Below are 25,102 nucleotides of genomic sequence, written 5' to 3'. Positions count from 1 at the left end.
GCAGAATCGTCACGGGCTGGGCCGTCATGCTACTGGCGGCACCCTGTCCCGGCGCGTACGTCAGGCGTGCGATTGCGTCAACGCATCCGTCTGGCCCAGCCGTTGGAGGGGCATCCGGACAGCAGGAAGGAGGACCGTCGCGATGACGACTTCCGTCAGGCACCTGCCCGCATGGGCCAAGGCCGTCGCCGCGCTCGTCCTGGTGCTCGCCGTGCTGTTCGCCGGAATTCGGCTGGCCGTACTGCCCGGCATCAAGGACCTGTTCGGCACCGGGACGCACGACCGTTCCGGACCCGCGCTGCTCAAGTCGATCCAGGACATGAGCCGCTACGACGCCGCGTCGGGAAACTTCCAGGTGGTCGTCGACCTGGAGAAGGACGCGAAGTTCCTGCCCGACGCGATCCGCGGCACCCGCACCCTGTACGTCGGTGCGGGCACCGTGGACGCGTACGTCGACCTCGGCCAGGTCGGCGAGAAGGACGTGTCGGTCAACGGCGACCGTACGTCCGCCACGCTCCGGCTGCCGCACGCGCGGCTCGGCAGGCCGGCCCTCGACCCCGACCGCTCCTACGCCGTGTCCAAGCAGCGCGGGCTGCTGGACCGGCTCGGCGATCTGTTCTCGGACAATCCCAACAGCGAGCAGGCCGTGCAGAAACTCGCCGTCCGGCACATCGGCGACGCGGCAAGGAGCAGCGGACTGACCGCCCGCGCCGAGACCAACACCACCGGCATGCTCCAGGGGCTGCTGCGCTCGCTCGGCTTCACCGAGGTGCACATCTCCTACGGCACCCCGGCGCGCTGATCAGCCGCCCAGCACGCCCGGCAGGGCCAGCGCCCCCAGCAGCGTGGCGCCCAGCAGCAGCCAGGCCACGTAGTCGCCGACGTGGCCGGACTGCAGACGCCTGAGGGGCCGGGCCCAGTCGGGGGCGGCGGTCCAGTGCAGGCGGGTCACGGCGAGGCCGGCGAGGGCCACGGCCAGCGCGGTGGAGGCGAGGCCCAGCAGGACACCGGGGAGCGTCCAGTGGACGGAGGCGTGGGCGCCGCCCGAGCCCGCCTCGTTGACGGAGCGGGCGACCAGGTCGCCGAAGCCGGGGCCCACACCGACGGCGAGGGCGGCGGCGAGCAGCACGGCGGGCACCGTCGTCATGGTGTCCGGGATCCGGCCGAGCAGGCCGCTCGTCTCTGGTTCCTCACCGGATCCGCTGGTCTCCAGGTCGGAGTCGGCGTTCTCGGGGCGCGGCCCCAGGCCGAGGAACACCCGGGCGGTGACCCGCAGGACGGCGCCGGCGGTGATCGCGGAGGCGGCCACGTACACGACGGTGAGCGGGCCGCCGACCGCCTCCTCGGTGACCGCCTTGCCGAGCGCGGTGCCGAACGGGGGCAGGCCGGCGAGTGCGAGGCCGCCCACGGCGAACATCACCCCGGTCGGGCGCAGTTCGCGGGCCCGGCCGTGCAGGGCGTGCTCGTCGACGCTGCCGTACCGGTCGAGCAGCACTCCGGCACAGGCGAACAGCGCCGCCTTCACCCCGGCGTGCCCGAGCAGGTACAGGGCGACCCCGTCGTCGCCCTCCGGGGTGAGGACACCGAGGCCGACGAGGAACAGTCCGGTGTGGGCGACGGTGGAGTAGGCCAGGAGCCGCTTGATGTGCCGCTGGTACCAGCACATGACGGCACCGGTCGCGGCCGTGAGGGTGCCCAGGGTCACCAGGGCCCGGGTCAGGTCGGCGGCGGGGATGCCGCCGGGCCCGGCGAAGACGGTGCCGTACACGCGCCAGACGCCGTAGGCGCCGAGCTCCACCATCACGCCGGACAGCAGCATGCAGACCGGGGTGGGGGCGACGGCGTGCGCGTCCGGGAGCCAGAAGTGGAAGGGCACCGCGGCCGCCTTCACCAGCAGTCCGGTCAGGACCAGCACGAAGGAGGCGAGAACCAGCGCGTCCGGTCCGCCGTGTCCCGCCGCCGTGTCCAGGCCCCGGCCGATCTTCGCCATGGAAAGCTCACCGGTGCGCGCGTACAGCAGGCCGATGCCCATGAGCATGGCGTACGCCCCGAGGGAGTTGACGACACCGAAGGTCAGCGCCCCCTGTACGGCCTTCGCCTCGTCGATGCGGTAGCCGGTGAGGGCGTACGCGGTGACGCTCATCAGCTCGAAGAACACGAACGCGTTGAACAGGTCGCCGGCGATGGCGAACCCGCACATCGCGCCCTGGAAGGCGAGCAGCAGCGCGGTGAAGGCGCCGCGGTGGTCGCGCGGGGGCTCGTCGAAGTAGCGCCAGGAGTAGGCGAGGGCCGCCAGCGTCAGCAGGGAGACCAGCGCCGCCATGCCCAGCGCGGGGCCGTCGCCGACCACGACGATGCCGACGCTCTCGCCGCCGACGGGCAGCCAGCCGCCGACCCACTCGACCATCGGCGGCGAGGAGTTCAGCAGCAGGAGCAGCGCGAGGGCGGCCGTACCGCCGGAGACCACGAAGCCGGTGATCTCGACGGCGACCCTCGGCAGGTGGCGCCCGGTGGCCACCAGCAGGGCGGCGCCGAGCAGCGGGACCGCGACGAGCAGCGGGAGCAGATGGTGCATCAGCCGCGCAACTCCCGCAGTTCGTCGGGGTCGACCGTGCCGTGCCGTTTGGCGATCTGCAGGACGAGCGCGAGCAGCAGCGCGGTGACGGTGGCGCCGACGACGATGTCGGTGAGGGTGAGCGCCTGCACGACCGGGTCGACCACCGGCCGGGAGCCGGGCTGGAGGTCGGAGAAGACGGGTGCGGTGGCGCCGTCCCGGTAGCCGACCGCCAGCAGCAGCACATAGGTGGACGACTGGCACACCGCGAGACAGCCGACGGCGTGGATGAGGTTGCGGCTGGTGGCGAGGCCGTAGCAGCCGGTCAGGAAGACGTAGGCGGCGACCAGGTAGGGAAGGACGTGCATCACGGTGTACTCAACTCCCGTGCTCCTCCTCGATCTCGACGGCCTGGTCGAGGAAGTTCGCGAGCAGGACGACGACCGCGCTCGCCACCTCCATGCCGATGGCCGCGTTCAGCAGGGGGACGGTGCCGCCGGAGGACAGGGTGTTGAAGGTGCCGTACGGCAGCAGGGTGTTGGCGAGGAACGCGGTGCCGGCCAGGACTCCGGCGACGCCCAGCACCAGGTACGAGGAGACGGCGACGGCGTCGGAGGTCTCGAAGACGGCGAGCGGGCGGACGCGTTCCAGCGCGCGGTAGTCGGCGCCGAGGTAGAGCAGGTGCAGGGCGGTCGCGGCGACGACCCCGCCCTGGAAGCCGCCGCCGGGGCTGAGCTGGCCGTGGGCGATGACGTAGAGGCCGGTGACCAGGGCGACGGGCAGCACGATGAGGGCGTAGCGGCGGACCGGCCGGGCCACCTCGGCGGGTTGCGGCGGTACCCGGTGCTCGTCGCGGGCCTGGCGCAGCAGCACCACGCAGCCGAGGACGGCGGCGAACAGGATGCTCATCTCGCCGAGGGTGTCGTAGGCGCGCTGGTCGAAGTTGACCGAGGCGATGGTGTTGGCGGTGCGCCGGGTGAGGGAGGCGTGTACGGCGCGGGTGCCGTAGGGGTGGCTCCGGCCGCCGAAGCCGGGCAGGTCGAGGCAGGCGGCGACGAGCAGCGCGGCGAGGCCGGCGCCGCCGACGGCCAGCAGGGCGAGCCGCAGCCGCTTCACCGGGCGCCCTCCTTCCCGCGGCCCCGGCGTCTGACCTTGCGCACACACAGCATGATCAGCAGCGGGGTGAGCGCGGAGCCGACGGCCAGCTGGGACAGGCCGACGTCCGGGGCCTGGAGCACGGTGAACAGCACGGCCAGCACGGACCCGAGCACGGACAGCACCAGCGCCTGGCGGGCGGGGTCGCGCTGCGCCACGGCCGCGGTGGCGGACGCGGCCACCAGCAGGAGAGCGGCGACGATCACGGCATCGGCCATACGACACCTCCGCTCGAACCGGCCGACGGTCCCTCAGCCACCGCACACCGCTGCCGCCCGCCCGCGTGCGCAGGCGCATTCACGGCCGCGCCCCCGTTCGACCGGCCCGTACGCCCATCCGCAGCCGCCTGCCCCTTCGACCGTCCCGCATGCCTGTCGACCGCCGCACACCCCTGCGGCCGACCCGCGCGCACGTCGGACACACCACATCCCCGCGACCGACCCACGGCCACAGCAGCCGCCCCGGGCCCGGGCCGAACCACCGGCACACCCCTCGACCAGCCCCTCGGCACCCCGGCCGCCGGGCATGCCCGCGACCCGCCCCCACGCATGCCCGGCACGGCCCACTCCCCCGGACGATCCGCAGACACCTCGACCACCACGCTCCCCCGCAGCCGGCCCTCAGCCGCCGCGGTGCCGGGCAGCCGGCCCGCACGCGCTCCCATCGCCGCGCACCCCGGCAACCCGCCCCCACGCCCCCCGGCCGCCGCGCACCCCGGCAGCCGACCGGTGCCCGCGCCGGCCGGCCGCGTCCGGGACCCCCTCGCCTCATCCACCGCGCACTCCCCGGAACCCGCCCGACAGCGCGCGCGAGGCGATCACGTTGCCGGAGATCAGCAGGGCGCCGATGACCAGCAGCTTCACCATCGCCCGGCCGGGGCCGGTGGCGACGCACACGGCGGTCACGACCGCCGCGCCCGCTCCGGCGGCGGTCCAGGTCAGCCCCCAGGCGCTCGGCCGCCCGCCTTCCAGGTCGTCGGAGAGGAGCCGGGCGAAGACGAGGGTGCCGACCGGGCCGAGCAGGGCCAGCAACAGGGCGAGGTCCACGTAGGAGGGGCGGCCGTAGCCCTGGGAGAGCAGCAGCAGGGCCGGGCACAGGGCCGAGGTGGTCATGTTCTGGGCGACGACCCGGCGGGCCGGCGGGCCGGTGGTGACGCCCCACAGGGCGGCCGCCCCTCCGCCGCCCAGTTCGACGGTCGCCGCGAGGATCCAGCCGTTCACCGCCAGGTCACCGCCCGCCGGCCGGCCCGCGCCAGCAGCGCCCCGACGGCCGCGGCGCTCCCTCCGACGACCCGCTCCAGGGTGTCGACCGACGTGATGAGCACCAGCCACAGCAGCGCCAGCGCCCCCCACCAGGCCAGGAGTTCACCGATGGCGAGGAGGGCCGTACGCGGGGCCGTACGCCGGGTCATCGAGCACCTCCTCGGTCCACTCCGTCCGCATACGCGGCGATGTGTCAGGGTCGCCGCCCGGGCATCCAAGCACCGCCGGGCCCGCGGCGGGGCGGCGGCACGCGGGTCCGCAGCCGGAGTGCCCCGGGAGCGTGAACGGAAACGCCGCCGGGCGCGCGGAGCCGTCCGGGCGGTGGCATCCCGGGCCGGTTGCCGGGTAACCGCCCTACGGAACAGGGAAGTTGGAGAGCGGAGGAGCACATGGCCCGCACCGTCCCGCACCTGCCCGCCGCGCTGCGCCGACCCGGGGCCGGCAGGGCCCGCCCGCCGGCCGGGCGGCATGCGCTCGCCCTGCCCCTGCGACTGCTGGCGATGCTTGTCGCCTTCGCGTGCATGGTGGCGTTCGCCGCCGTCCTGGCCCGGCTCACCCTGGAGCCGTCGCCCGCCTCGGCGCACCTGACGCACAGCAACCTGCACCCGGGCCGCTCCCTGCGGGCCTACGCGGAGCACGCGCGGACGGCGGACGCGGTACGGCAGATCGGCGGGAACGTGCTCCTCGGTGTCCCGTTCGGGGTACTGGTGCCGGTCCTCGCACCGCGGGCCCGAGGGGTGCTGCGGGTGCTGGCGCTCACAGCGCTCGTGATGCTGATGGTGGAACTGGCGCAGGGCGCGCTGATCACCGGGCGGGCCTTCGACATCGACGACGTACTGCTCAACACCGCCGGGGCGCTGCTGGGCTGGCTGCTGCTGGGGCGGCGGCTCGGGCGCGTGGTGCACCGGCGGGTACGCCGACCGGCCGATGGACCGACGGACTGATGGCGTGTCAGCGACAGGTCTGTACCAGGGTATTGACGCCCACTTATCTCACTCCTTAAATCAAGAGGCGTTCCCGTAGGTTCCCCCAGCCCCCCACGCTGAACGGAGAGTCATGGCCTCCCCACGCCTGCTCCGCAGATGTCTCCTCGCCGCCCTGTCCGCCGCGCTGGTCGCCTCCGCGGCCGCCGGCCCCGCGCGGGCCCGGGCCGCCGCGCCGGCGGCGACCGTCACCGCCTTCTCCGACACCTTCGACGGCCCCGCGGGCTCCGCGGTCGACCCGTCGAAGTGGACGCTGGAGACCGGCGACAACGTCAACAACCACGAGCGGGAGTACTACACCCCGGGCACGCGCAACGCGGCCCTGGACGGGCAGGGCCACCTGGTGATCACGGCCCGACAGGAGAACCCGGCCGGCTACCAGTGCTGGTACGGCAGCTGTCAGTACACCTCGGCGCGGCTGAACACGGCCGGGAAGTTCGAAGCCCGGTACGGACACGTCGAGGCGCGGATGAAGATTCCGCGCGGGCAGGGCATGTGGCCGGCGTTCTGGATGCTCGGCACGCCCGTGAACTGGCCCGACTCGGGCGAGGTCGACGTGATGGAGAACGTCGGCTTCGAGCCCTCGACCGTGCACGGCACCATCCACGGCCCCGGCTACTCCGGCTCCGGCGGCATCGGCGCGGCCTACACGCTGCCGGGCGGGCAGGCCTTCGCGGACGCCTTCCACACCTTCGCGATCGACTGGGCGCCGGGCTCGATCACCTGGTCCGTGGACGGGAACGTCTACGAGCGGCGCACGCCCGCGGACCTCCGCGGAAAGAGATGGGTGTTCGACGACAGGCCGTTCTTCCTGATCCTGAACCTGGCCGTCGGCGGCTACTGGCCGGGCGACCCGGACGCCGGCACCCGGTTCCCGCAGCAGCTGGTGGTGGACTCGGTGTCGGTGACGACCAGTGACAGCGCGGCCGGAGCACCGATACGCGGGCTGTCCGGCAAGTGCGTGGACGTGGCGGGGGCGAATCCCGCGAACGGCACCCCGGTGCAGCTCTACGACTGCAACGGCACGGCCGCGCAGGCGTGGACGGTCGGCTCCGACGGCACGATCCGGGCGCTCGGCAAGTGCCTGGACGCCACCGGCAACGGCACCGCGGACGGCACGCCCGTCCAGCTGTGGGACTGCACCGGCGGCCCGAACCAGAGGTGGACCGTCACCGGGGCGCACGACATCGTCGACCCTCAGGCGGACAAGTGCCTCGACGTCACCGGGAACAACGCGGCCAACGGGACGCGGCTGCAGATCTGGACCTGCACGGGCGGCGCCAACCAGAAGTGGGCGGTCGGCTGAGCCGTGGGCTCAGCGCAGCGTCCAGGTGTACTTGTCGCCGCCCACGAAGCGGACCACGTCCGGGTCGTCCAGGTCGTGGATGGTGATGCCGTAGGACGCGGCCGCCTCCAGCACGTCGGTGACGGTCCTGGCCTCACCGACCACCTGCCCGTCGATCTCCATGATCCGGAACGGCGGCTCGCCCGGCCTGCCCGGGCACACACCGAGAACCAGAACCCGCGGATGGGAGATGTGGGGAACTGCTTGTTCGGTCATGACATCGAGGGTAGAACGCAACCCGCGCCGACGGGTCATCCACCGGAGCCGTCCAGAGGACCGGGCACCGACGCCCCGACCGCGCCCCGGAGCGTCCGCCGCGGCGGGATCGGCTCAGGGACGCCGCCAGTCGTCACTGGTCAGGTGGGAGCCGGCCTGCGGGCCCATGCGGAGCATGCCGCCGTCGACGCTCCAGGAGGCGCCGGTGACGTACGAGGCGTCCGGGCTCGCCAGGAAGGCGATCACCGCGGCGACCTCGCGGGCGTCGCCGGGCCGCCCGAGCGGCACGCCGGGCCGGCGCTCGGTGTGCACGTCGATGTCCTCCTGGCCGGTCATCGGCGTGGCGATCTCGCCGGGTGCGACCGCGTTCACGGTGATGCCGTACTCGGCGAGTTCGAGCGCCATCACCTGCGTGAGCAGGCCGAGTCCGCCCTTGGCCGCGCAGTACGGGGCCGCGCCGACGCGGGGCTGGTGCTCGTGCACGGAGGTGACGTTGACGATCCGGCCGCCGTCGCCCTGCCGGATCATCCGCCGGGCCGCGCGCTGTCCGCACAGGAACGGGCCGACGAGGTCGACGTCCAGGACGCGGCGTACGTCCGCCAGGGTCAGGTCCAGATAGGGGGTCATGGTGCCGGTACCGGCGTTGTTGACGAGGACGTCGACACGGCCGAGCTCGCCGCTGAGCTCGTCGATCGTGTCGGCGGCCTCGGGCAGGCGGGTGAGGTCCAGCTGGGCCACGGCCGCGCGGCGGCCGGTGCCGCGCACTTCCTCCGCCGTTCTCTCGGCACCCTTCTCGTCGGTGTGCCAGGTGATGCCGATGTCCAGGCCGGCTGCGGCGAGGCGTACGGCGGTGGCTCTGCCGATGCCGGAGTCGGCGCCGGTGACGATCGCTGCGCGGGGCATGGGCACCCTCCTCGGCTGCGGTTGCGCATCGCAGTACCCGGGGGCGGGGTGGGCAAACGGGTTCGCCCGCCCCCCGCGCCCCTCCGGGACGCCTCGGGCACCCTGGATGGCATGGATCCCGTGGCTGCTCTCGACCGGATCGCCTTCCTGCTGGAGCGGTCGCTCGCGCCCACCTACCGGGTGAAGGCCTTCCGTACCGCCTCCGGTGCGCTGGCCGCGCTGCCCGAAGGCGAGATCGCCGAACGCGCGGCGGCGGGGACGCTCGAAGCGCTCAGGGGTGTCGGGCCGAAGACCGCGCAGGTGGTGCGGGAGGCGCTGGCCGGGGAGGTGCCCGGGTATCTGCGAAAGCTGGAGGAGGAGGCCGGTACGGCGTCCCGGTCCGGCGCGGGAGCGCGGTTGCGGGCCCTGATCCGCGGGGACTGCCACACGCACTCCGACTGGTCCGACGGGGGAAGTCCGATCAAGGAGATGGGGCGGACGGCGGCCGCGCTCGGGCACGAGTGGACCGCCCTCACCGACCACTCCCCCAGGCTGACCGTGGCCCGCGGCCTGTCGCCGGAGCGGTTGCGCGAGCAGCTGGAGGTGGTGGCGGAACTGAACGCGCGGTGGGCGCCGTTCCGGCTGCTGACCGGCATCGAGTGCGACATCCTGGAGGACGGCTCGCTGGACCAGGAGCCGGCGCTGCTGGAGCGGCTGGACGTGGTCGTGGTGTCCGTGCACTCCAAGCTGCGGATGGACGCCCGGTCGATGACCCGCCGGATGGTGGCCGCGGTGCGCGATCCGCACGCCGATGTGCTCGGGCACTGCACCGGGCGGCTGGTAACGGGCCGGGGACGGCCCGAGTCGGAGTTCGACGCGGACGCGGTGTTCGCCGCCTGCGCCGAGTCCGGTACGGCGGTGGAGATCAACAGCCGTCCCGAGCGGCTGGACCCGCCCCGCCGGCTGCTGCGCAGGGCCGTGGCCGCCGGGGTGCTGTTCTCGGTCGACACCGACGCGCACGCACCCGGCCAGCTGGACTGGCAGATCCTCGGCTGTGCCCGGGCCGAGGAGTGCGGGGTGCCCGCCGAACGGGTGGTGACCACCTGGTCCGCCGACGAGCTGCTGGAGTGGACGCGGGAGGGGCGGGTGCCGGCGCGGGTGGCGGGTTCCTGACCCGGTCCGCGTGGTACCCGGTGGCGGGAGGAAGCCAGGGAAGGAGCCGGGATGGAGCGAGCCGCCGTCTTCGATGTCGACGGGACCCTCGTCGACACCAACCACCTGCACGTCGTCACCTGGTGGGAGGCCTTCCGCCAGGCCGGACACGACGTGCCCATGCACGCGGTGCACCGGGCGGTCGGCCTCGGCTCCACGGATCTGATCGCCCACCTGCTCGGCGACGGCCGCGACACGGACCGGGACGGCGAGCTGAGCGCCGCGCACAAGGCCCTGTACGGCCAGTACTTCGACCGGCTGCCCGCGCTGCCGGGGGCCGGGGAGCTGCTGCGCCGGCTGCACCGGGACGGCTGGACGGTCGTCCTCGCCACCTCGGCGAGCGGCGCCGAGCTGGGCGCCCTGCGCCGGGCCATCGACGCCGACGAGGTGATCGCGGCCACGGCGAGCTCGGAGGACGTGCGGGAGGGCAAGCCCGCGCCGGAGCCCGTGGAACACGCCCTGGAACTGGCCGGGGTCCCGGCCTCGCGGGCGGTGTTCGTCGGGGACACCGTGTGGGACATGCGGGCGGGCGGCAAGGCCGGGGTGCGCTGTGTGGGGGTGCTGTGCGGCGGGATCCCCCGGGCCGATCTGGAGGAGGCCGGGGCGGAGGCGGTCTATGCCGACCCCGCCGATCTGCTCGAAGGACTCGACGGGAGTCCGCTGGCCGGAGCACCATAGGAAGTGGCGCAGGTCACATGCGCGCCTCGCCTTGGCCTACGGGGACGATCGTCCGGCTGAAGCCCTGTGGAGCCCTTCGGGAGCCCTTCGCCGAGAGGCGACCGCCCTCCGTACCCACCCCCTGATCGCCCCGGTCGTGATTCCCCCGTCGCGGCCGGGGCCCTCTTCCGCACGGACGATCCGCACGGCGTCTACGCGTCGGCCTTCGCCCCGGCCAGTGCGCCGTCCCGGGGGGCTCCGGCGCCGATGAACTCGCGCAGATCCGCCGTGAGCCGCTCCGCGTGCGTGACGAACAGGCCGTGGCCGCCGCGCTCGTAGACCTTCAGGGTGCTGTCCGGGACGAGACGGGCCACGCGCTCCGCGGTGGTGGCCAGGGGCGCGGAAGTGTCGTTGGTGCCGTGCACGACGAGCACCGGCACGTTCACCGCGGGCAGTTCGGCCACCGTGTCCAGGGCGGCGACCACCCCGCGGATGCCCATCGCGGCGCGCGGGCCGGTGGCCATGCAGAGGCCGATCAGATGGCGGACGTACTCCGGGGACACCTCGTTGCCGGGCAGGTGGGCGGCGAAGAAGGCGTCGACACCGGAGACGAACCAGGCGGCCCGGTCGCGCCGGAACACCTCGTCGTCGGCACGCAGCACCTCCGGGTCCACGCCGTCCGGGGTGCCCGGCGAACGGACCACGCCCGGGCTGACACCGGCGACCAGGGCGAGGCGGGCCACGCGGGCGGTGCCGTGCCGGGTCAGGCAGCGCAGCACCTCACCGGTGCCGATGGAGTGCCCGACCAGGGTGACCTCCCGCAGGTCGAGGTGGTCGAGCAGACCGTGCAGATCGTCGGCGAGGGTGTCAAGGTCGAAGCCCGACCAGGGGCTGTCGGAGCGGCCGTGGCCCCGCCGGTCCAGGGCGACGCAGCGGTAGCCGGCCTCCGCGAGCGGCAGCATCTGGTACTCCCACATGTCGTGGCCGAGATAGGCGCTGGCCGCGAAGACGGCGACGGGGCCATCGGCGGGGCCGTGGTCGACGTAGTGCAGACGGGTGCCGTCGACGGGGCTGTCGTAGTACGGCATGGGGTGCCTCCTCGGCCGTGGGACCTGGTGCGACGCCTCTCGGTCGCGCTGACGTCCTCGATGTTCCCCGGATCGCGCGCACCGGTCGATTACCTCCCACGTCATGCCCGGGTGTGCGCGCGGCCGGGCCCGGGTACCCGGCCGTCCGCCGGAGCGTGGGCCGAGAGGAGCCGAAGGTGAGCAGCTCAGCGGGCAGCAGGGTGGTCGTCACGGGTGCCACCGGCAATGTCGGCACGAGTGTGGTGCGGCTGCTCTCGGAGGACCCGGGGGTCAGGTCGGTGCGCGGACTGGCCCGGCGTACGCCCGGGTGGTCGCCGCCGAAGACCGAGTGGTCCGCGGTCGACATCGCCTCCGACCAGGCGAACCTCGCGGAACGGTTCGAGGGCGCGGACGCCGTGGTACATCTGGCGTGGGCGTTCCAGCCGACGCACGATCCGGCGGCCACCTGGCGGACCAATGTGCTCGGCGGTATCCGGGTGTTCGAGGCGGTCGCCGCGGCCCGGGTGCCGGTGCTGGTGCACGCCTCCTCCGTGGGCGCCTACTCGCCGGGTCCGAAGGACCGCGCGGTGGACGAGTCCTGGCCGACGCACGGCTGGCCCGACGCCGCGTACTGCCGTGAGAAGGCCTATCTTGAGCGCACGCTGGACGTGTTCGAGCGGGACCATCCCGAGGTGCGGGTGGTGCGGATGCGCCCGGCGTTCCTGTTCAAGTGGCAGTCCGCCAGCGAACAGCGCCGGATCTTCGGCGGGCGCTTCCTGCCGGGTCCGCTGGCCCGGCCGGAGCTGCTGCCGTTCCTGCCGGACATCCCGGGGCTCAGGGTGCAGGCGTTGCACACGGACGACGCCGCGGAGGCCTACCGGCTCGCGGTGGCCTCGGACAGCGCCCGGGGTGCCTTCAACCTCGCGGCGGATCCGCCGCTCGACGCCGGTGTGCTCGGCGAGCTGCTGGGCAGCCGCCCGGTACGGCTGCCGCGCGCGGCGGCCCGGTCGGCGATCGCCGCGGCCTGGGGGCTGCACCTGCTGCCGGCCTCGCCGCACCTGTTCGACGCGGTGCTGCGGCTGCCGCTGATGGACTGCGGCCGCGCACGCACCGAGCTGGGCTGGCAGCCGCGGCGCACGGCGACGGAGGTGCTGCAGGAGTTCCTCGACGGCCTGCAGAAGGGTGCCGGGATGGAGACCGAGCCGATGCGCGGACGGAAGGTCGGCTGACGGGCCGTACGCCCACGCCCGAGGGGAGAACGCCATGACCGCACAACGGGAGCCGGAGCCGGGCCAGGACCGGGGCCCGGTCCCGAGGGACATGCCCGACCAGCAGGCGGGCGCCGGTGAGGACCCGTGGGGGGTGACGCCGGGCCGGCCGGGTGAGGACGACGCGACCCCGGCCGACGACGTCCCCGACACGGACGAGGCGGGCTCGGGGCCCCGCGGCGCACCGGACCCGGGCACGGCCCACCCCGAACACCCGGCACCGGACGAACCGTCGGGCTGAGCGGCGGCGAGCGGTGCGGGTCACTCCGTCGTCATCCCGGGCTGGGCCCGGTCGTCCGAGGCGGGGAGATCGTCGACCGCTGGCAGGTGACCGCGCGCGAACGCCTGGAAGGCACCGGAACCGTCAGCGTGGTGTCCGCTCCCGGAGCGCCGCGTGCCATGCCGGCGGGCGGGTCTCGGTGACCGGTTCCGGGCGTCGGCCGCCGCTCGCGAAGAACTCGGCCAGCGGCAGGATCGCCGCTCCGACGGTGACCGCGTCCGGGCCGAGCCGTCCGAGGTCGATGGTCACCCTGCCGGCCGGGTGGCGCAGCGCGTACGTCATGGCGTGGCGCCGTACGGCGGGCAGGAAGCGGGGGCCGAGCTGCAGCCCGGCCCAGCCGCCGATGAGGATCCGCTCGGGCTGGAAGAGGTTGATCAGGTCGGCCAGGCCGGCGCCGAGGTACTCGGCGGTCTCCTCCAGGACCGCCAGCGCCACCGGGTCGGGCTCGCCGCCCTGGGGCGGGTAGGCGGCGGTGAGCATCGCGGTGAGCGCGGTCTCCTCGTCGGTGCCCTCGGGGGGCCGGCCGCCCTCTTCCCGCCAGCGGGCGAGCAGCGACCCGGCGCCCGCGTAGGCCTCCAGGCAGCCGGGCGCGCCGCAGCGGCAGCGGCGCCCGCGCACCCGTACCGTCAGATGTCCCCATTCGACGGCCCGCCCGTGCTCCGCCTCCGGGGTGACCACGCAGGCACCGACGCCGGACCCGAAGAGCACGACCACGGCGCTGCGGGCGCCGCGTCCCGCGCCGAACCACATCTCGGCCTGGCCCAGGGTCTTGGCGCCGTTGTCGATGAAGTACCGGGTCGAGCCGGGGAGTTGTGACGACGAGCGGAGCAGCCGCTCCAGCGGGACCGCGTCCCAGCCGATGGTCTGGCCGTGGACGACGGCGCCCCGGTCCGGGGTGTGCTCGACGATGCCGGGCACCCCGACGCCGACGCCGAGCAGCCGCTCGGGCGCGGCCTGTCCGGCGCCGAGGACCTCGGCGATGCCGTCGCGGATGTGGCCGGTGATCGCCTCGGCGTCGTAACAGCCCTGCGGGGTCAGTCTGCGTTCGGTGCGGGCGAGTTCGGTCAGGGCCAGGTCGAACAGCTCGACGCGGACCCGGGTTTCGCCGACGTCGACGCCGATCATCTGGCCGCTGTCCGGGGCGACGCGCAGCAGGGTGCGGGGCCGGCCGCCGTCGGATTCGACGCTGCCGGCCTCCTCGACCAGGCCGTCCGTGATCAGGTCGGCGACCACGTTGCTGACCGAGCCGCTGCTCAGACCGGTCGCCGGGCCCAGCTCGAACCGGCTGAGGGGGCCGTCGAAGTACAGCTTCTGCAGCACGGCCGTACGGTTGCCCCGCCTGAGGTCGCGTACCGTGCGCCCGTTCCGCCCCGCCATGCGGCTCCCTTCACGAACCGTGTCCGACCTGCAACATACCCCTTCGGGCGGGCGGCGGGCGATATTCCGCCACCCCTTAGTTCACGCCCTGAGGTAAGCGGGAGCGCCCCCGAGGGGCGCCCCCCCGGCTCACCCCGCCGCGTACACGTCCTCCACGTAACGCCCCTGCGCGATCAGCGAGTCGAGCCACTTCCCGGCGTCAGCCGCGCCGGCGCCGGGAACGTGGTCCCGGTACAGCGTGCGGAACGCCTCGCGGACGCCCGGTGCCATCCGGGCGCCGTCACCGCAGACGTACACCCGGGCACCGGCGTTCAGCAGTTCCCAGATCTCGTCGGCCTCGGCGGCGATACGGTGCTGCACGAAGGCGGCGCCGCCGACGGGGGCGGCGCTGAAGGCCGGGCGCAGGGAGACCGCGCCCAGCGCCTCCGCGTCCCGCAGTTCCCCGGCGTGCAGGAAGTCGGCGTCGGGGGCGTCGCAGCCGAAGTACAGCAGCGCGGGCGGGAGCCCGGTGCCGGCGGTGCGGGCCGCGGCGCGGTCGGCGACGGCGCCGCGGAACGGGGCGAGCCCGGTGCCGGCCGCGACCATCACCACGGGTGCCGAGTCATCGATGCGGAAGGCCTCGCGGCACGGCTGGACGCGGGCGTACACGGTGTCGCCCGGCCGGACGGCGGCGAGGTGGCCGGAGCCGACGCCCCGGTAGCGCCCGCGGCCGGAGCGGGCGGGGGCGTCGAGCACCGAGACCATGAGGTCCACGTGGCCCGCGTCGACGGCCGGCGAGGAGGACACCGAGTAGTGGCGGGGCCGCAGCGGGGTCAGCAGGTCGAGCAGGAGCGCCCAGTCCAGCGCGCCGCGCAGGGCGGGGTGGTCCTCGGCCAGCTCCACCAGGGTGCGCGGATCGTCGCCGGTCAGGGCGGCGAGGGCGGCGCGCTCGGGCGGGCAGGGGTTGGCCTCGGCGAGCAGGGCCAGCTGCCGGGCGGTCGGCCGCTCCTGCAACTCGACGTGGTGGGTGAGGAGTTGCCGTGCGGTGAGCGGGCGGTCCACGGCGAGGCCGGCGCGGCGCGGACGGGTGGCGCGGATGTCCAGGACGGCGTCGGGGTCGAGCCCGAACGCGGCGACGGCGCGGTCCACCAGGTCCGGGGCGTTGGCCGGCAGGACGGCCAGGTGGTCGGCGGTGCGGTAGGTGACGCCCTCGGGCAGCGCGATGCGCAGGAACCGCTTGGTGCGCGGGTGGTCCGGCGCGGTCAGGTCGTACGCCTCGGTCACGGTCATCGGGACCAGTTCGTGCCGCGCGGCGAGGGCGTCCAGCGGGCCGCCGCTCAGCGTGCGCACCTCGTAGGCGTGGGCGGGCTCCTCGGCCGGGGCGCCCGGTACGGCGTCCGGGTCGCCGTACTCGGTCAGGAGGGCGGTGCGCAGCCGGGCCGTGAACTGCCGGACGGCGCCGGTGAGGTCTCCGGAGGCGTCGGCCGCGGCGCGGTCGGCCAGGCGGGTGGCGCCGAGTTCGGCGAGGCGGGCGTCGATGCGCGTGGGGACGTGCTGGTAGGTGGCGGACCAGTTGCGGTCGCCGACGCCGAGGACGGCGTAGGTGACGCCGGTCAGGTCGGGGGTGCCGTCGAGCCAGGCGGTGAAGGCGCCGGCGTCGTCGGTGGGGCGGCCGTTGTAGGAGGCGGCGGTGATGACGACGGCCCGGTCGGTGGGGAGTCCGTCCGCGTACGCGTCCAGGGCGGCGACCTCGGTGGCGCAGCCCACGGCGGCGGCCTCGTCGGCGAGCTGGGCGGCGAAGGCGCGGCAGGTGCCGTAGTTGCTGCCGTGCAGGAAGAGGACGCTCGTGCCGGGGCGGACCCGGGCCGGGAGCGTGTCCGGGGCGGACGTCCGGCCGTCCTGCGCGGGGGCGGTGCCGGGCAGCGCGGCGTGCACGCGGTCGGCGGGGGTGCGCGGGGTGAGCGTGAGGGTGAAGCCCTCCGGCTTGAGGGTGAGGGTCTCCTTGACGGTGAGCCGGTAGCCGGCGTGGTCGTGCAGCCGGTAGCGGTGCACCAGCATGGCGAGCAGCATGGTCGCCTCGTGCAGCGCGAACTGCCTGCCGATGCAGGCGCGTTCACCGGTGCCGAAGGGTTTGAAGGCGTGCACCGGGCGGGCCGCCTCCGCCTCGGCGGTGAACCGCTCGGGGTCGAACAGCTCCGGGTTGTCGCCCCACACGGGCTGCCGGTGCAGCATGGGGGTGAGCACGGTGACGGCCTGGCCGGCGGCGAGCGGCAGCCGCCCGCCGAGGACGGTGTCCGCACGGGCGTGCCGGCTGAACGCGGCGGCCGTCGGCCACAGCCGGAGCGCCTCGTTGAGGACCTGGCGGGTGTAGGTGAGCCGGCCGATGTCGTCGTACGACGGCTCCGGGTCGGCGGCGCCGCCCCACAGTGCGTCGGCCTCGCGCTGCACCAGCCGGAGCACGGCGGGGTGCTTGGCGAGGTAGTACAGGGCGAAGGACATCGCGCCGGAGGTCGTCTCGTGGCCGGCGATCAGGAAGGTGATGACCTGGTTGCGGATGTTGGCGGCGTCCAGGGTGGTGCCGTCGGCGGGGTGCGGGGCGCTGAGCATCAGCCCGAGCAGGTCCTCCGCGCCGCTCTGGTCGGTGCCGGAGCGGGAGGCGATGACGTCGTCCACGACCTGAGCGAGGTAGTCGGCGTCGGCCCGGAAGGCCGCGTCGGCCGCGGAGTGGTCCTGGCCCGGGGTGCGGGCCAGCTGGTTCATGCTCCACTCCAGGCAGCGGACCATCGACTCCACGAAGGGGTGCGGCTCGCTGCGCTCGAAGGAGCCGAAGTCATAGCCGAACCCGGCCAGACCGATGGTGTCGAGGGTCATGCGGGTCATGTCGTCGGGCACGTCGACGGGGCGCCCGTCGCGCGCCGCGCGGTCCCAGGAGTCGATGAGCCGGCGGGCCACCTTGAGCATGACCGGGTGGTAGGTGCGCATCGAGCCGAGCGCGAAGGCGGGCATCAGGATGTCGTGCGCCTTGGCCCAGTTGGGCTCGTCGTTGTACGCCGTGAACAGGCCGTCGGCGGTGAAGGAGCGGACGTTCTCCAGCGCGGGCCCGACGTGCTTGGCGAGCCGCTCCTCGTCGGCGAGGTCCGCGACCAGGTCGGCGTCGGCGACGAACAGCACGTCCCGGCCGTGCAGCCGGCGCACCAGCACCGGACCGTGGGCGCGCATCAGGCCCATGATCTGCTGCAAGGGGGTGCGGCCGGGACCGGTGGCGGAGATGTCGGCGATGGGGACGCCGGGCAGGGTACCGGCCGGGTCGGGGTGCACTGCGGTGGGGGGCATGGCGCGACAACTGCCTTTCGCGGTAACGGTGTACTCGCGGTAACGGAGTACTCCGTTCCAGGGTGATCCACGCGCGGGGCCGGCAGGTACCACCGCACTACACGATCGCGCAGTCAAAACTCTGTCACGGGCCTTGCGCGGCCCTCGGCTCCCCGGTTTGCCGCTGACCTGGATCTTCGTCTTGGATGAGAGCGCTTGCTCGGTGACTTCGGGAGGTGGATGTGGACGCGGAACGGGCCGACGGGGTCGTGTGGCGCAACCGGGCCCTGACGCTCTTCGACCGGGTGGCGGTGCCGGTCGCGGTGTGCGATGTCTACGGCCGGGTGGTGCTGGCCAACCCCGCGATGGCGGCGGAGTGCGGTGCGACGCCGGGGCAACTGCGGGGCCGGGGCGTGCTGGAGCTGTTCCGGCCGCAGGAGGCCACGCAGGTGGAGCGGATCGCGGAGGCGCTGCGGCTGCGGCACCGCTCGCGCTACCAGGTGTCGGTGCGCTGGCGGGCGCCCGGCGGGGCCGAGCGGTTCGGGGAACTGACGGCGGACCCGGTCAGCGACAGCGTGGACGAGACCCCGGCCCTGCTGGTGATGCTGCGGGTGGGGGGCGAGTGCGCGCCGGCCGAGCCGGAGCCGGCGCGGGTCACACCGGTGGAGGGCCGGGTGCTGGCGCTGCTGGCGGGCGGCGCCACCACGGCCGGCGCCGCCCGCGAACTGGGTCTCAGCAAGGACGGCGTCACTTACCACCTGCGCCGCCTGTCGGTCCGCTGGCACGCCGCGAACCGCACGGAACTGGTCGCGCGGGCCTATGCGTTGGGGGTGCTGACGCCAGGGGTGTGGCCGCCGGAGGCGAGCGGCGGGCCTCCGCGGTGACCGCCGCGGTCCCTGCCGGAAATCCATTGGCCCACACACTCCTTGGCTACGTAGGCTAGCCAAGAACCTAGGCCCATTAGGTTGACGTCCGCCAGGTTCACGCCGTCGCATCCGAAAGGACTCCCCCATGAGATCGCTCACCGAGCAGGTCATCCGCAACTCCTTCATCAACTGCTCCAAGGGGGAGGCCAAGAGGCTGACGGTCCCGCGGGACCTCGGTGAACGCCCGTGGGACGACCTGGACTTCCTCGGCTGGCGGGATCCGGGGGCGCCCGACCGCAGCTATCTGGTCACCGAACGGGACGACCGTGTCGTCGGCGTCGCCCTGCGCTTCCAGGCCTCGCAGCGCGGTTTTCTGCACCGCAGCATGTGCTCGTTGTGTCTGACCACCCATCCCGGCGGCGGTGTGACGCTGATGGCCGCGCGCAAGGCGGGGGCGGCGGGCCGCGAGGGCAACTCGGTCGGCTTGTACATGTGCACCGATCTGGCGTGTCCGCTGTATGTGCGGGGCAGGAAGGTGCCGGAGTCCGGCGCCCGGTTCGAGGAGAGCCTGACGACGGAGGAGCAGATCGCCCGCATGACGGGCAATCTGTTCGCGTTCATCGACAAGCTGTACACCTGACGGCCCGGCGTGCACCGGCTACCGGTCGCGCAACCGGGCGGCCGCCACCCGGTGAAGGTGGATCAGCACGTCGTGGCTGCGGGCGAGCGCGATGTCGTACGGCCCGTCGGGACAGGCGGTGCCGATGCTGCGGGTCGGCCGGGCACGCTCCAGCCAGCCGCGTGCGGGTGAGCGGAGCGTACGCAGGTCCACCAGGTAGTCCCTGAGGCGTACCCGGTCCAGGGTGGCCTCGTTGGTGCCCGGTCCCGCGGGGCCGAGCGCGAAGCGGTGGACGGCGTCGTCCGTGCCGGTGGCGTTGAAGGACCCCCGGTCGAAGGTCAGGCCCACACTCAGTCGTAGGCGTACTGGCGGGCCACCTGGTCCACCGCGGTGGCGCTGCGCACGGCTTCCTCGTACGCCGCCCGGTCCGTGCCCGGCCCGAGCCGCTTCAGCAGCTCCAGCGCGCGGCCCGTACCGCCGGCCATCGCCTTGCGTTCGGGGTACGGCGTGTGCAGGTAGTGCTCGATGCAGGGGCCCGTGGGCACGGCCGGCCGCAGCCCCCGGTACAGCTCGGCGAGCCGGGTGGCGGCCTCGGGGTGGGTGCGGGACACATAGCCGGTGACCGTGTCGTAGGCCTCGGGTCCGGCCCAGCCGGTGTCGTCGCCGACGAAGTGGACGGGGTCGGCCGGGTGGCGGACGTTGTAGGCGCGCATCCACTCCAGGAGGCGCACATAGTCGGTGTTGTTCCACCACAGGTAGTCCCGCTGGAACTCCTCGCGCATGATCCGCCGGGGATCGCCCTTGCCGTGCACCACGTAGGCGTCCAGACGCCGCCCGGTGCTCCAGGGTGCCTCCAGGGCGAAGGTGCGGAAGCCCTTCTTCTCGACGAGATGGCGGAACACCCGGTCCTTGAGGGCGAAGAACTCGTGCGAACTGTGCGTGGCCTCGCCGAGACCCACGCCCCCGGCGCCGCCGATCATCCGGTCCACGGCGCCGAGGTCACGGTCGGGGCCGCCGGGTTCGACGGTGCGGAGCGGGTGGGCGGCGCGGTCGAGGGCGGTGACGACCGGGCCTTCGCCGGTCACCGGGACGCTCGTCCGGGCCGTGGGGGGGCGCGGGCCGAGCGGCGGCCGCGGGTAACGCCGCCCCGGCCGCGAAGATGCCGGTGAGCAGGGCCAGGACGGTGGTGAGCCGATGCCGTGTCATGGCCCCAGGCTGCTGTCCCGGCACCGGTCGGAACCATACGGCTGCCCACCGCCGCACCGCTCCGGGCACCCCCCCTGCCGGCACGGGGGGTGCCCGGTGGCCCCCACACTCGGAACACCCCGCGCGCAGCCGCCGGACCAGGGGGTCGGCGGCCGGTCGCCGGCCCGCCGCCGCCGGTACGAGCGGCCGGTTCTGCCCGCTGCCCCTGCCGCCGGTGCGCCGGTGCGCCGGACGCCGTCGTGCACGCGTGGCCATCGCCGTCGCCCGGCACGGACCCGGCGCCGACGGGCAGCTGCCCACAGGCGTCGGCAGGCCGGAACGGGGCGGCGTGCGCCACTGCACGGACCCTTGAGGACAGCTGCGGTCCGCGTGTGAAGGACGTTCGTCCCGCCCCCGGAAGGGGAACAGGCCAAGGGATGCACGACGTACAGAAGGGGACCACGGGACTCCTGCGCCTGCTGGAGCGCCGCCGGCAGCCGGTGGTCGTCCAGACGCTGCGATCGGCGACGGCGGCGACGATCGCCTACGTCGTCGCGCTGCGGCTCAGCCCCGAGCCGGCCCCGCTGACCGCCCCGCTGACCGCACTCCTGGTCGTCCAGGTGACCTTCTACGCCACCCTCACCAACGGCATCCGCCGGGTGAACTCGGTGGTGGCCGGGGTGCTGGTCGCGATCGCCTTCAGTGTGCTGGTGGGGCTGACCTGGTGGAGCCTCGCGCTGCTGATCGTCGCCTCGCTGGCGGTCGGGCACCTGGTGCGGGTCGACGAGTACGTGGCCGAGGTGGCGATCAGCGCCATGCTGGTGCTCGGCGTGACCACCGTCGGGTTCACGGCGTGGGCGCGCATCGTGGAGACGCTGATCGGCGCGGTCGTCGGGACGGCCTGCAACCTGCTGCTCCCGCCCCCGGTGTGGGTGGACGAGGCGGGCCGCTCGATGGAGGACCTGGCACGCCGGATGCGGCAGCTGATGCTGCGGATGGGTGAGGAGGCCGCCGGCCGGATCCCCTGGGAGCGGGCGGCCGAACGGCTGCACGAGGCACGCCGGCTGGACCAGCACATCGCCCACGTGGACGCCTCGCTGCGGCAGGCCGAGGACAGCCTGCGGCTCAATCCGCGCGTCAAGGAGGGGCTGCTGCACCGGGTGGTGCTGCGCACCGGCCTCGACACGCTGGAGATCTGCACGGTGGTCCTGCGGGTGCTGGCCCGGTCCTTCACCGACCTGGCCAAGGCCCGCGGGTCCGAGGACCTCTTCCCTCCCCGGGTCGGGGCGACCGTGGAACAGCTGCTGTCGGAGATCGCGGACGCGGTGGTCAGCTTCGGAGTGCTGGTCACCACCCATCTCAGCGAGAACGCCGAGTCGGCGGAGGCCCGTCTGTCGGCCGAGCTGCACACGGCGGCCGGCACCCGGGACCGGCTGGCCGAGCTGCTGCGGGAGGAGATCGGCAAGGACTGGACGAACTGGCAGCTCCTCGGGGCCGTGCTGACCGAGACGACCCGGATCATCGACGAGCTGAACACCGAGCACCGCACCCGCCGCCTGCTGGAGGAGCTCGACCTGGTCTCCCGCGAGCAGCGGACGAAGCTGCCGCGGATGACCCGGCTGCGCGAGCGGCTCGGGGTGCAGGAGGAGCTGTGGCGGAACCGTACGGGGTTCGGCGAACGTTATCCGTGAGGAAGCCGCCGGGCAGGTCCGGCGCGCCAGGCGAGGGGGCGACGGATGACCGGTTCCGGGGTGCGGATCGACGGGAACACACTGCGGCTGCCGGGCGGGGCGGCGGTGCGGTTCGTCCGCACGCTGCGGCTGCCGGAGACGGGCACGCATCCGCTGCCGCCGGGGCTGGGCCAGTTCCCGGTCCGGCGGGTCGCGGACTTCGCCGGTACCGTCCCGGACGAGTGGCGGGCGCGCGGCGGGGTGATGCTGCCGGTGTATCTGCGCGAGGCGATGTGGCTGAGCTTCTCCGGCACGAGGGAGCCGGCGGCGCTCCAGGTCGGCGTCGGCAAGGTGTGCGCGGTGTCCGGCCGGCCCTGGAGCGACCGTCTCGCCCGGGATCCGCAGAACTACGTGGTGCTGCCCCGCCAGCCCTGGCTGGACGGCATCAACTCCGGCAAGGGGACCGTCCGCCAGTTCGTCGCCGTGCCGCTGGGTCTCGGCGCGACGGTGGAGGGGCAGGTCACCGGCGAGGAGGTGTGGGGCGGGGTGCAGCTCCAGTCGTTCCCGCTGAAGGAGCCGGTGCTCGCCGAGTGGCGGCGCCGGGAGCAGGAGCGGGAGCGGGAGGAGGCGCGCCGCAGGACCCGGTCGGCCGGGCCCGCGGGCGGGTACGGCGGCCCGGCGATGCCGATGACGGCGTCCGCCCCGGGCGGGGCCCCGCCGGGACCGGCCGCTCCCGGCGCGGCCCCGCCGCCGGGCGCCGGTGCCGCACCCCGGCGCGCCGCGGCCATGGGCCTCGGCGTCGGCGGCTCCATGCGGCAGGAGGTCTACCGGGACGAACGGCCGCTGGCGGACTGGTCCGAGGAGGCCGCCGGGCGGCTGTTCGTGCATCTGGTCACGCCGCCGGAGTGGCGCCGCATCACCGGCGAGGCGCCCCCGCCGTCCCCGGTGGACCGGGCGGCGTACACGCGCGCGGGACTGCCCTGGTTCGACTACTACGACGCCGATGCCGAGGATCTGGCCCCCACCGGCACCCTGGAGTCGGTCAAGCCGGTCGGCGACTGGCTGGGTGACGACCTGGACCCCTGGCAGCCGCCGTCCGCGGGCCAGGTGACCCCGCTGAAGGACGCGCCGGGCAAGCCGGTCGAGGACGGGGAGTGGTGACGAGCCACCCGTTGCACGCTCCGCAACACCCGTTGCCGGTCTTGCCCTTGGCGACGCGGCCGGGCCAAGGTTGCTGTCACGGGCCGGGGCGACCGACAACCTGAGGTGCGGTATGGGCGACGAGGCGAGGGCGGCGCGGCGGGGCTCTTCCCCGTGCGGGCAAAAGTCCGGGGGCGGCTGGAGCCGGCGCCGGTTCGCCGGGGCCGCGGCAGGCGCGGCGGCCGCGGTCGCCGTGCCGTCCCCGGCGGCTCCTCCGACCGGCTCCCCCGCCGCGGCGGACGAGCCCTCGGCCGCCCTTCCCCGCCGCGGGACACCCGGGCCGCGCCCGCTGTACGTGGGCACGTACACCTCGACCGCCGGCGGCGGCACGGGCATCGGGCTGGCCTCGTACGACCCGTCGACCGGCCTGATCACCGGTTCCGGCACGCTCACCGGCGTGCCGGACCCGTCGTATCTCGCCGTGCATCCGGACGGCCGCACGCTGTACGCGGTGGACGAGCGGGAGGACGGCGCCGTGACGGCGGTACGTCTCACGGACCTGCGGATCCTGGGGGCGCGGAGTACGGGCGGCGCGGGTCCCTGCCATCTGTCGGTGCACCCTTCGGGACGCTGGCTGCTGAGCGCCGACTACGGTTCGGGCAGTGTCGCCGTGCATCCGGTCGACGCCTCGGGCTCCCTCGGCGAGCGCACCGCCCTGGTCACGCACTCCGCCCCGCCACCCGGGCCGGGGCAGCAGGGCCCGCACGCGCACCAGTGCCTCACCAGCCCGGACGGCGGTCATGTCCTCGCGGTCGACCTCGGCACCGACACCGTCTACAGCTACCGCCTCGACCACGAGAACGGCACCCTGACGGAGGTGGCGCAGGCACACACGCGACCCGGCGCCGGACCACGCCATCTGACCTTCCATCCGGGCGGCCGGTACGCCTATCTGGCCAACGAGGTGGACGACACGGTCGCCGTCTGCGCCTACGATCCCGCGTCCGGCCGGCTGACGATCGGCGAGCCCCAGCCGACGGGGTCGGACGGCGGCACCAACTACCCCGCGCAGTTCGTGGTGACCGCGGACGGCGGATACGCGTTCCTGGCCAACCGGGGCCACAACAGCCTCGCGCGGTACGCGGTCGAGGCCGACGGCGCCCGGCTGCGGCTGCTCGGCACGGTGCCGGCGGGCGGGGACTTCCCGCGGCAGATCGCCCTCTCGCCGGACGGCGGGCTGCTGTTCGCGGCGAACCAGCGCTCGGGTACGGTCACCGTCTTCCATGTGGACCGGCGGAGCGGCGGTCTCCGGCCGGCGGGTGAGCCGTTCGCCTCACCGGTCGCCGTCTGCGCGCTGCCGCTGTAGGGCGCGGGGGCAGGCGGCGGCAGCGGCCTGGGCCAGCAGGGCGTGCATGCGCTCGGTGAGCTGGGCGACGTCGTCGGCGGGCGTATGGAAGGGGAGCCGTACGTCGCCGTGGGCGCGGGTGCGCTCGATGCGCAGGGTCAGTCCGTGCCGGTCGACGGCGAGGGGGAGCACACGGGTCGCGGCGTGCAGGCTCTCCGGCCGCACGAGGCGGGTCAGGCGCTCCACCGCGTCCGGGTGGGCGTCGGCGAGGTGGGTGAGGAGGCGGGCCTCGGCCTGGGCGAGCGGGTCGGGCCGGGCGGCGGCGTACTCGTCGAGGTCGACGGCAACGGCCCCGGACGCCTGCCGGAGCACCACCCGGGTGGGCCGGAACAGCACGGTGCCGCGGTCCGGGGCGAACCAGCCGGCGAGGTGGAGCCGGGCCCGGATCCGGCCCCGTACCGGTACGGGTGCCACGTCGGCGAACTCCAGCACGGCGGGAGGTTCCTGGCGCGGGGCGCAGAGGGTCGCGGTCAGCAGGGCGCTGTCGTCGGGCACCGTCAGCCGCACGGCGCCGTCCTCGGTCACGGTGTGCGCGCCGACGTACTCCTCACGGGCGCCGTCCGCGGTCACCGCGCACGACCAGGCGACGGCGAGCACCGACCGTGCCCGTTCCGCCGCGCCGGGTGCGGCCGTCCAGTCCTGCGTGTCACCCATCCGAGACCTCCTTA

The 25,102-nt window shown here is 74.3% G+C and carries 26 protein-coding genes; 12 read left to right on the top strand and 14 right to left on the bottom strand.

The window, feature by feature from the left end:
* Window positions 1-142 precede the first annotated feature (142 nt).
* Window positions 143-802: a DUF4230 domain-containing protein gene (locus tag ABT171_RS07935; RefSeq protein WP_351240962.1), complete on the top strand. Its 660-nt coding sequence runs from the start codon at window positions 143-145 to the stop codon at window positions 800-802.
* Here the strand turns inward: ABT171_RS07935 and ABT171_RS07930 are convergent, their stop codons facing one another.
* The 6 genes from ABT171_RS07930 to ABT171_RS07905 all read right to left on the bottom strand — a co-directional run bounded on the left by ABT171_RS07930 (window position 803) and on the right by ABT171_RS07905 (window position 5,120).
* The gene (locus ABT171_RS07930; protein WP_351240960.1) at window positions 803-2,575 is read right to left on the bottom strand and encodes a complex I subunit 5 family protein; all 1,773 of its coding nucleotides are present in this window, start codon (window positions 2,573-2,575) and stop codon (window positions 803-805) included.
* Window positions 2,575-2,922, bottom strand: a complete 348-nt coding sequence (locus ABT171_RS07925) for a sodium:proton antiporter (RefSeq protein ID WP_351241113.1) — start codon at window positions 2,920-2,922, stop codon at window positions 2,575-2,577. The genes ABT171_RS07930 and ABT171_RS07925 overlap by 1 nt, the downstream gene beginning before the upstream one ends.
* Window positions 2,923-2,932: 10 nt before the next feature.
* Entirely contained in the window at window positions 2,933-3,670 is a 738-nt protein-coding gene (locus ABT171_RS07920; protein WP_351240958.1) for an MnhB domain-containing protein, read from the bottom strand.
* Window positions 3,667-3,927, bottom strand: coding sequence for a Na(+)/H(+) antiporter subunit B (locus tag ABT171_RS07915; RefSeq protein ID WP_351240956.1), 261 nt, complete (start codon window positions 3,925-3,927; stop codon window positions 3,667-3,669). Before ABT171_RS07915 ends, ABT171_RS07920 begins: the two co-directional genes overlap by 4 nt.
* A 549-nt stretch (window positions 3,928-4,476) precedes the next feature.
* Complete coding sequence (locus ABT171_RS07910) at window positions 4,477-4,929, bottom strand: MrpF/PhaF family protein (protein ID WP_351240954.1); 453 nt, start codon at window positions 4,927-4,929, stop codon at window positions 4,477-4,479.
* Window positions 4,926-5,120, bottom strand: coding sequence for a hypothetical protein (locus ABT171_RS07905; RefSeq protein ID WP_351240952.1), 195 nt, complete (start codon window positions 5,118-5,120; stop codon window positions 4,926-4,928). Before ABT171_RS07905 ends, ABT171_RS07910 begins: the two co-directional genes overlap by 4 nt.
* A gap of 240 nt (window positions 5,121-5,360) precedes the next feature.
* Here ABT171_RS07905 and ABT171_RS07900 point away from each other — a divergent pair, with 240 nt between their 5' ends.
* Window positions 5,361-5,915, top strand: coding sequence for a VanZ family protein (locus tag ABT171_RS07900; protein ID WP_351240950.1), 555 nt, complete (start codon window positions 5,361-5,363; stop codon window positions 5,913-5,915).
* A 112-nt stretch (window positions 5,916-6,027) separates the two neighbouring features.
* On the top strand, window positions 6,028-7,260 hold the full coding sequence (locus ABT171_RS07895) for a ricin-type beta-trefoil lectin domain protein (protein WP_351240948.1): 1,233 nt from the start codon (window positions 6,028-6,030) through the stop codon (window positions 7,258-7,260).
* Between the two features lie 9 nt (window positions 7,261-7,269).
* Here the strand turns inward: ABT171_RS07895 and ABT171_RS07890 are convergent, their stop codons facing one another.
* Both ABT171_RS07890 and ABT171_RS07885 read right to left on the bottom strand, forming a co-directional pair.
* A complete protein-coding gene (locus ABT171_RS07890; protein WP_351240946.1) occupies window positions 7,270-7,515 on the bottom strand; it encodes a hypothetical protein in 246 nt (81 codons plus the stop codon).
* A 114-nt stretch (window positions 7,516-7,629) separates the two neighbouring features.
* Window positions 7,630-8,418, bottom strand: a complete 789-nt coding sequence (locus ABT171_RS07885) for an SDR family oxidoreductase (protein ID WP_351240944.1) — start codon at window positions 8,416-8,418, stop codon at window positions 7,630-7,632.
* A 111-nt stretch (window positions 8,419-8,529) separates the two neighbouring features.
* Between ABT171_RS07885 and ABT171_RS07880 the strand changes: the two genes are divergently transcribed.
* Window positions 8,530-9,570, top strand: coding sequence for a PHP domain-containing protein (locus tag ABT171_RS07880; RefSeq protein WP_351240942.1), 1,041 nt, complete (start codon window positions 8,530-8,532; stop codon window positions 9,568-9,570).
* Window positions 9,571-9,621: 51 nt separating this feature from the next.
* Complete coding sequence (locus ABT171_RS07875; RefSeq protein ID WP_351240940.1) at window positions 9,622-10,287, top strand: HAD family hydrolase; 666 nt, start codon at window positions 9,622-9,624, stop codon at window positions 10,285-10,287.
* A 191-nt stretch (window positions 10,288-10,478) separates the two neighbouring features.
* On the opposite strand, the gene ABT171_RS07870 is transcribed toward ABT171_RS07875, so the two are convergent.
* Window positions 10,479-11,354: an alpha/beta fold hydrolase gene (locus ABT171_RS07870; protein ID WP_351240938.1), complete on the bottom strand. Its 876-nt coding sequence runs from the start codon at window positions 11,352-11,354 to the stop codon at window positions 10,479-10,481.
* A 176-nt stretch (window positions 11,355-11,530) separates the two neighbouring features.
* On the opposite strand from ABT171_RS07870, the gene ABT171_RS07865 reads away from it, so the two are divergent.
* The gene (locus ABT171_RS07865; RefSeq protein ID WP_351240936.1) at window positions 11,531-12,562 is read left to right on the top strand and encodes an SDR family oxidoreductase; all 1,032 of its coding nucleotides are present in this window, start codon (window positions 11,531-11,533) and stop codon (window positions 12,560-12,562) included.
* Between the two features lie 34 nt (window positions 12,563-12,596).
* Entirely contained in the window at window positions 12,597-12,842 is a 246-nt protein-coding gene (locus ABT171_RS07860; RefSeq protein ID WP_351240934.1) for a hypothetical protein, read from the top strand.
* Between the two features lie 123 nt (window positions 12,843-12,965).
* Here ABT171_RS07860 and ABT171_RS07855 read toward each other — a convergent pair whose 3' ends face one another.
* Together ABT171_RS07855 and ABT171_RS07850 are read right to left on the bottom strand one after the other, a co-directional pair.
* Window positions 12,966-14,258: an ROK family protein gene (locus ABT171_RS07855; RefSeq protein WP_351240932.1), complete on the bottom strand. Its 1,293-nt coding sequence runs from the start codon at window positions 14,256-14,258 to the stop codon at window positions 12,966-12,968.
* Window positions 14,259-14,387: 129 nt separating this feature from the next.
* Window positions 14,388-17,570 (bottom strand): bifunctional cytochrome P450/NADPH--P450 reductase, encoded by a 3,183-nt coding sequence (locus ABT171_RS07850; RefSeq protein WP_351240930.1) that lies wholly within the window; start codon window positions 17,568-17,570, stop codon window positions 14,388-14,390.
* Between the two features lie 221 nt (window positions 17,571-17,791).
* On the opposite strand from ABT171_RS07850, the gene ABT171_RS07845 reads away from it, so the two are divergent.
* Complete coding sequence (locus tag ABT171_RS07845) at window positions 17,792-18,433, top strand: PAS domain S-box protein (protein WP_351240928.1); 642 nt, start codon at window positions 17,792-17,794, stop codon at window positions 18,431-18,433.
* Between the two features lie 127 nt (window positions 18,434-18,560).
* A complete protein-coding gene (locus ABT171_RS07840) occupies window positions 18,561-19,055 on the top strand; it encodes an FBP domain-containing protein (RefSeq protein ID WP_351240926.1) in 495 nt (164 codons plus the stop codon).
* Between the two features lie 18 nt (window positions 19,056-19,073).
* Here ABT171_RS07840 and ABT171_RS07835 read toward each other — a convergent pair whose 3' ends face one another.
* Together ABT171_RS07835 and ABT171_RS07830 are read right to left on the bottom strand one after the other, a co-directional pair.
* Window positions 19,074-19,382, bottom strand: coding sequence for an erythromycin esterase family protein (locus ABT171_RS07835; protein WP_351240924.1), 309 nt, complete (start codon window positions 19,380-19,382; stop codon window positions 19,074-19,076).
* 2 nt (window positions 19,383-19,384) lie between these two features.
* Window positions 19,385-20,119 (bottom strand): erythromycin esterase family protein, encoded by a 735-nt coding sequence (locus ABT171_RS07830; RefSeq protein WP_351240922.1) that lies wholly within the window; start codon window positions 20,117-20,119, stop codon window positions 19,385-19,387.
* Between the two features lie 537 nt (window positions 20,120-20,656).
* On the opposite strand from ABT171_RS07830, the gene ABT171_RS07825 reads away from it, so the two are divergent.
* The 3 genes from ABT171_RS07825 to ABT171_RS07815 all read left to right on the top strand — a co-directional run bounded on the left by ABT171_RS07825 (window position 20,657) and on the right by ABT171_RS07815 (window position 24,395).
* Window positions 20,657-21,910 carry an aromatic acid exporter family protein gene (locus ABT171_RS07825; RefSeq protein WP_351240920.1) on the top strand — a complete coding sequence of 418 codons (1,254 nt, stop codon included), beginning with the start codon at window positions 20,657-20,659 and terminating at the stop codon, window positions 21,908-21,910.
* Between the two features lie 45 nt (window positions 21,911-21,955).
* On the top strand, window positions 21,956-23,050 hold the full coding sequence (locus ABT171_RS07820) for a hypothetical protein (protein WP_351240918.1): 1,095 nt from the start codon (window positions 21,956-21,958) through the stop codon (window positions 23,048-23,050).
* 112 nt (window positions 23,051-23,162) lie between these two features.
* Complete coding sequence (locus tag ABT171_RS07815) at window positions 23,163-24,395, top strand: lactonase family protein (RefSeq protein ID WP_351240916.1); 1,233 nt, start codon at window positions 23,163-23,165, stop codon at window positions 24,393-24,395.
* On the opposite strand, the gene ABT171_RS07810 is transcribed toward ABT171_RS07815, so the two are convergent.
* The gene (locus ABT171_RS07810) at window positions 24,363-25,088 is read right to left on the bottom strand and encodes a DUF2470 domain-containing protein (RefSeq protein WP_351240914.1); all 726 of its coding nucleotides are present in this window, start codon (window positions 25,086-25,088) and stop codon (window positions 24,363-24,365) included. The two genes, ABT171_RS07815 and ABT171_RS07810, sit on opposite strands and share 33 nt — an antisense overlap.
* Between the last annotated feature and the right edge of the window lie 14 nt (window positions 25,089-25,102).

This window comes from Streptomyces sp. NPDC001851, from assembly GCF_040297165.1.
In the GTDB taxonomy this organism is placed as follows: Bacteria; Actinomycetota; Actinomycetes; order Streptomycetales; family Streptomycetaceae; genus Streptomyces.
The sequence above is the reverse complement of the archived record's forward strand: the minus strand, read 5'-3'. Positions and strand labels throughout refer to the sequence as shown.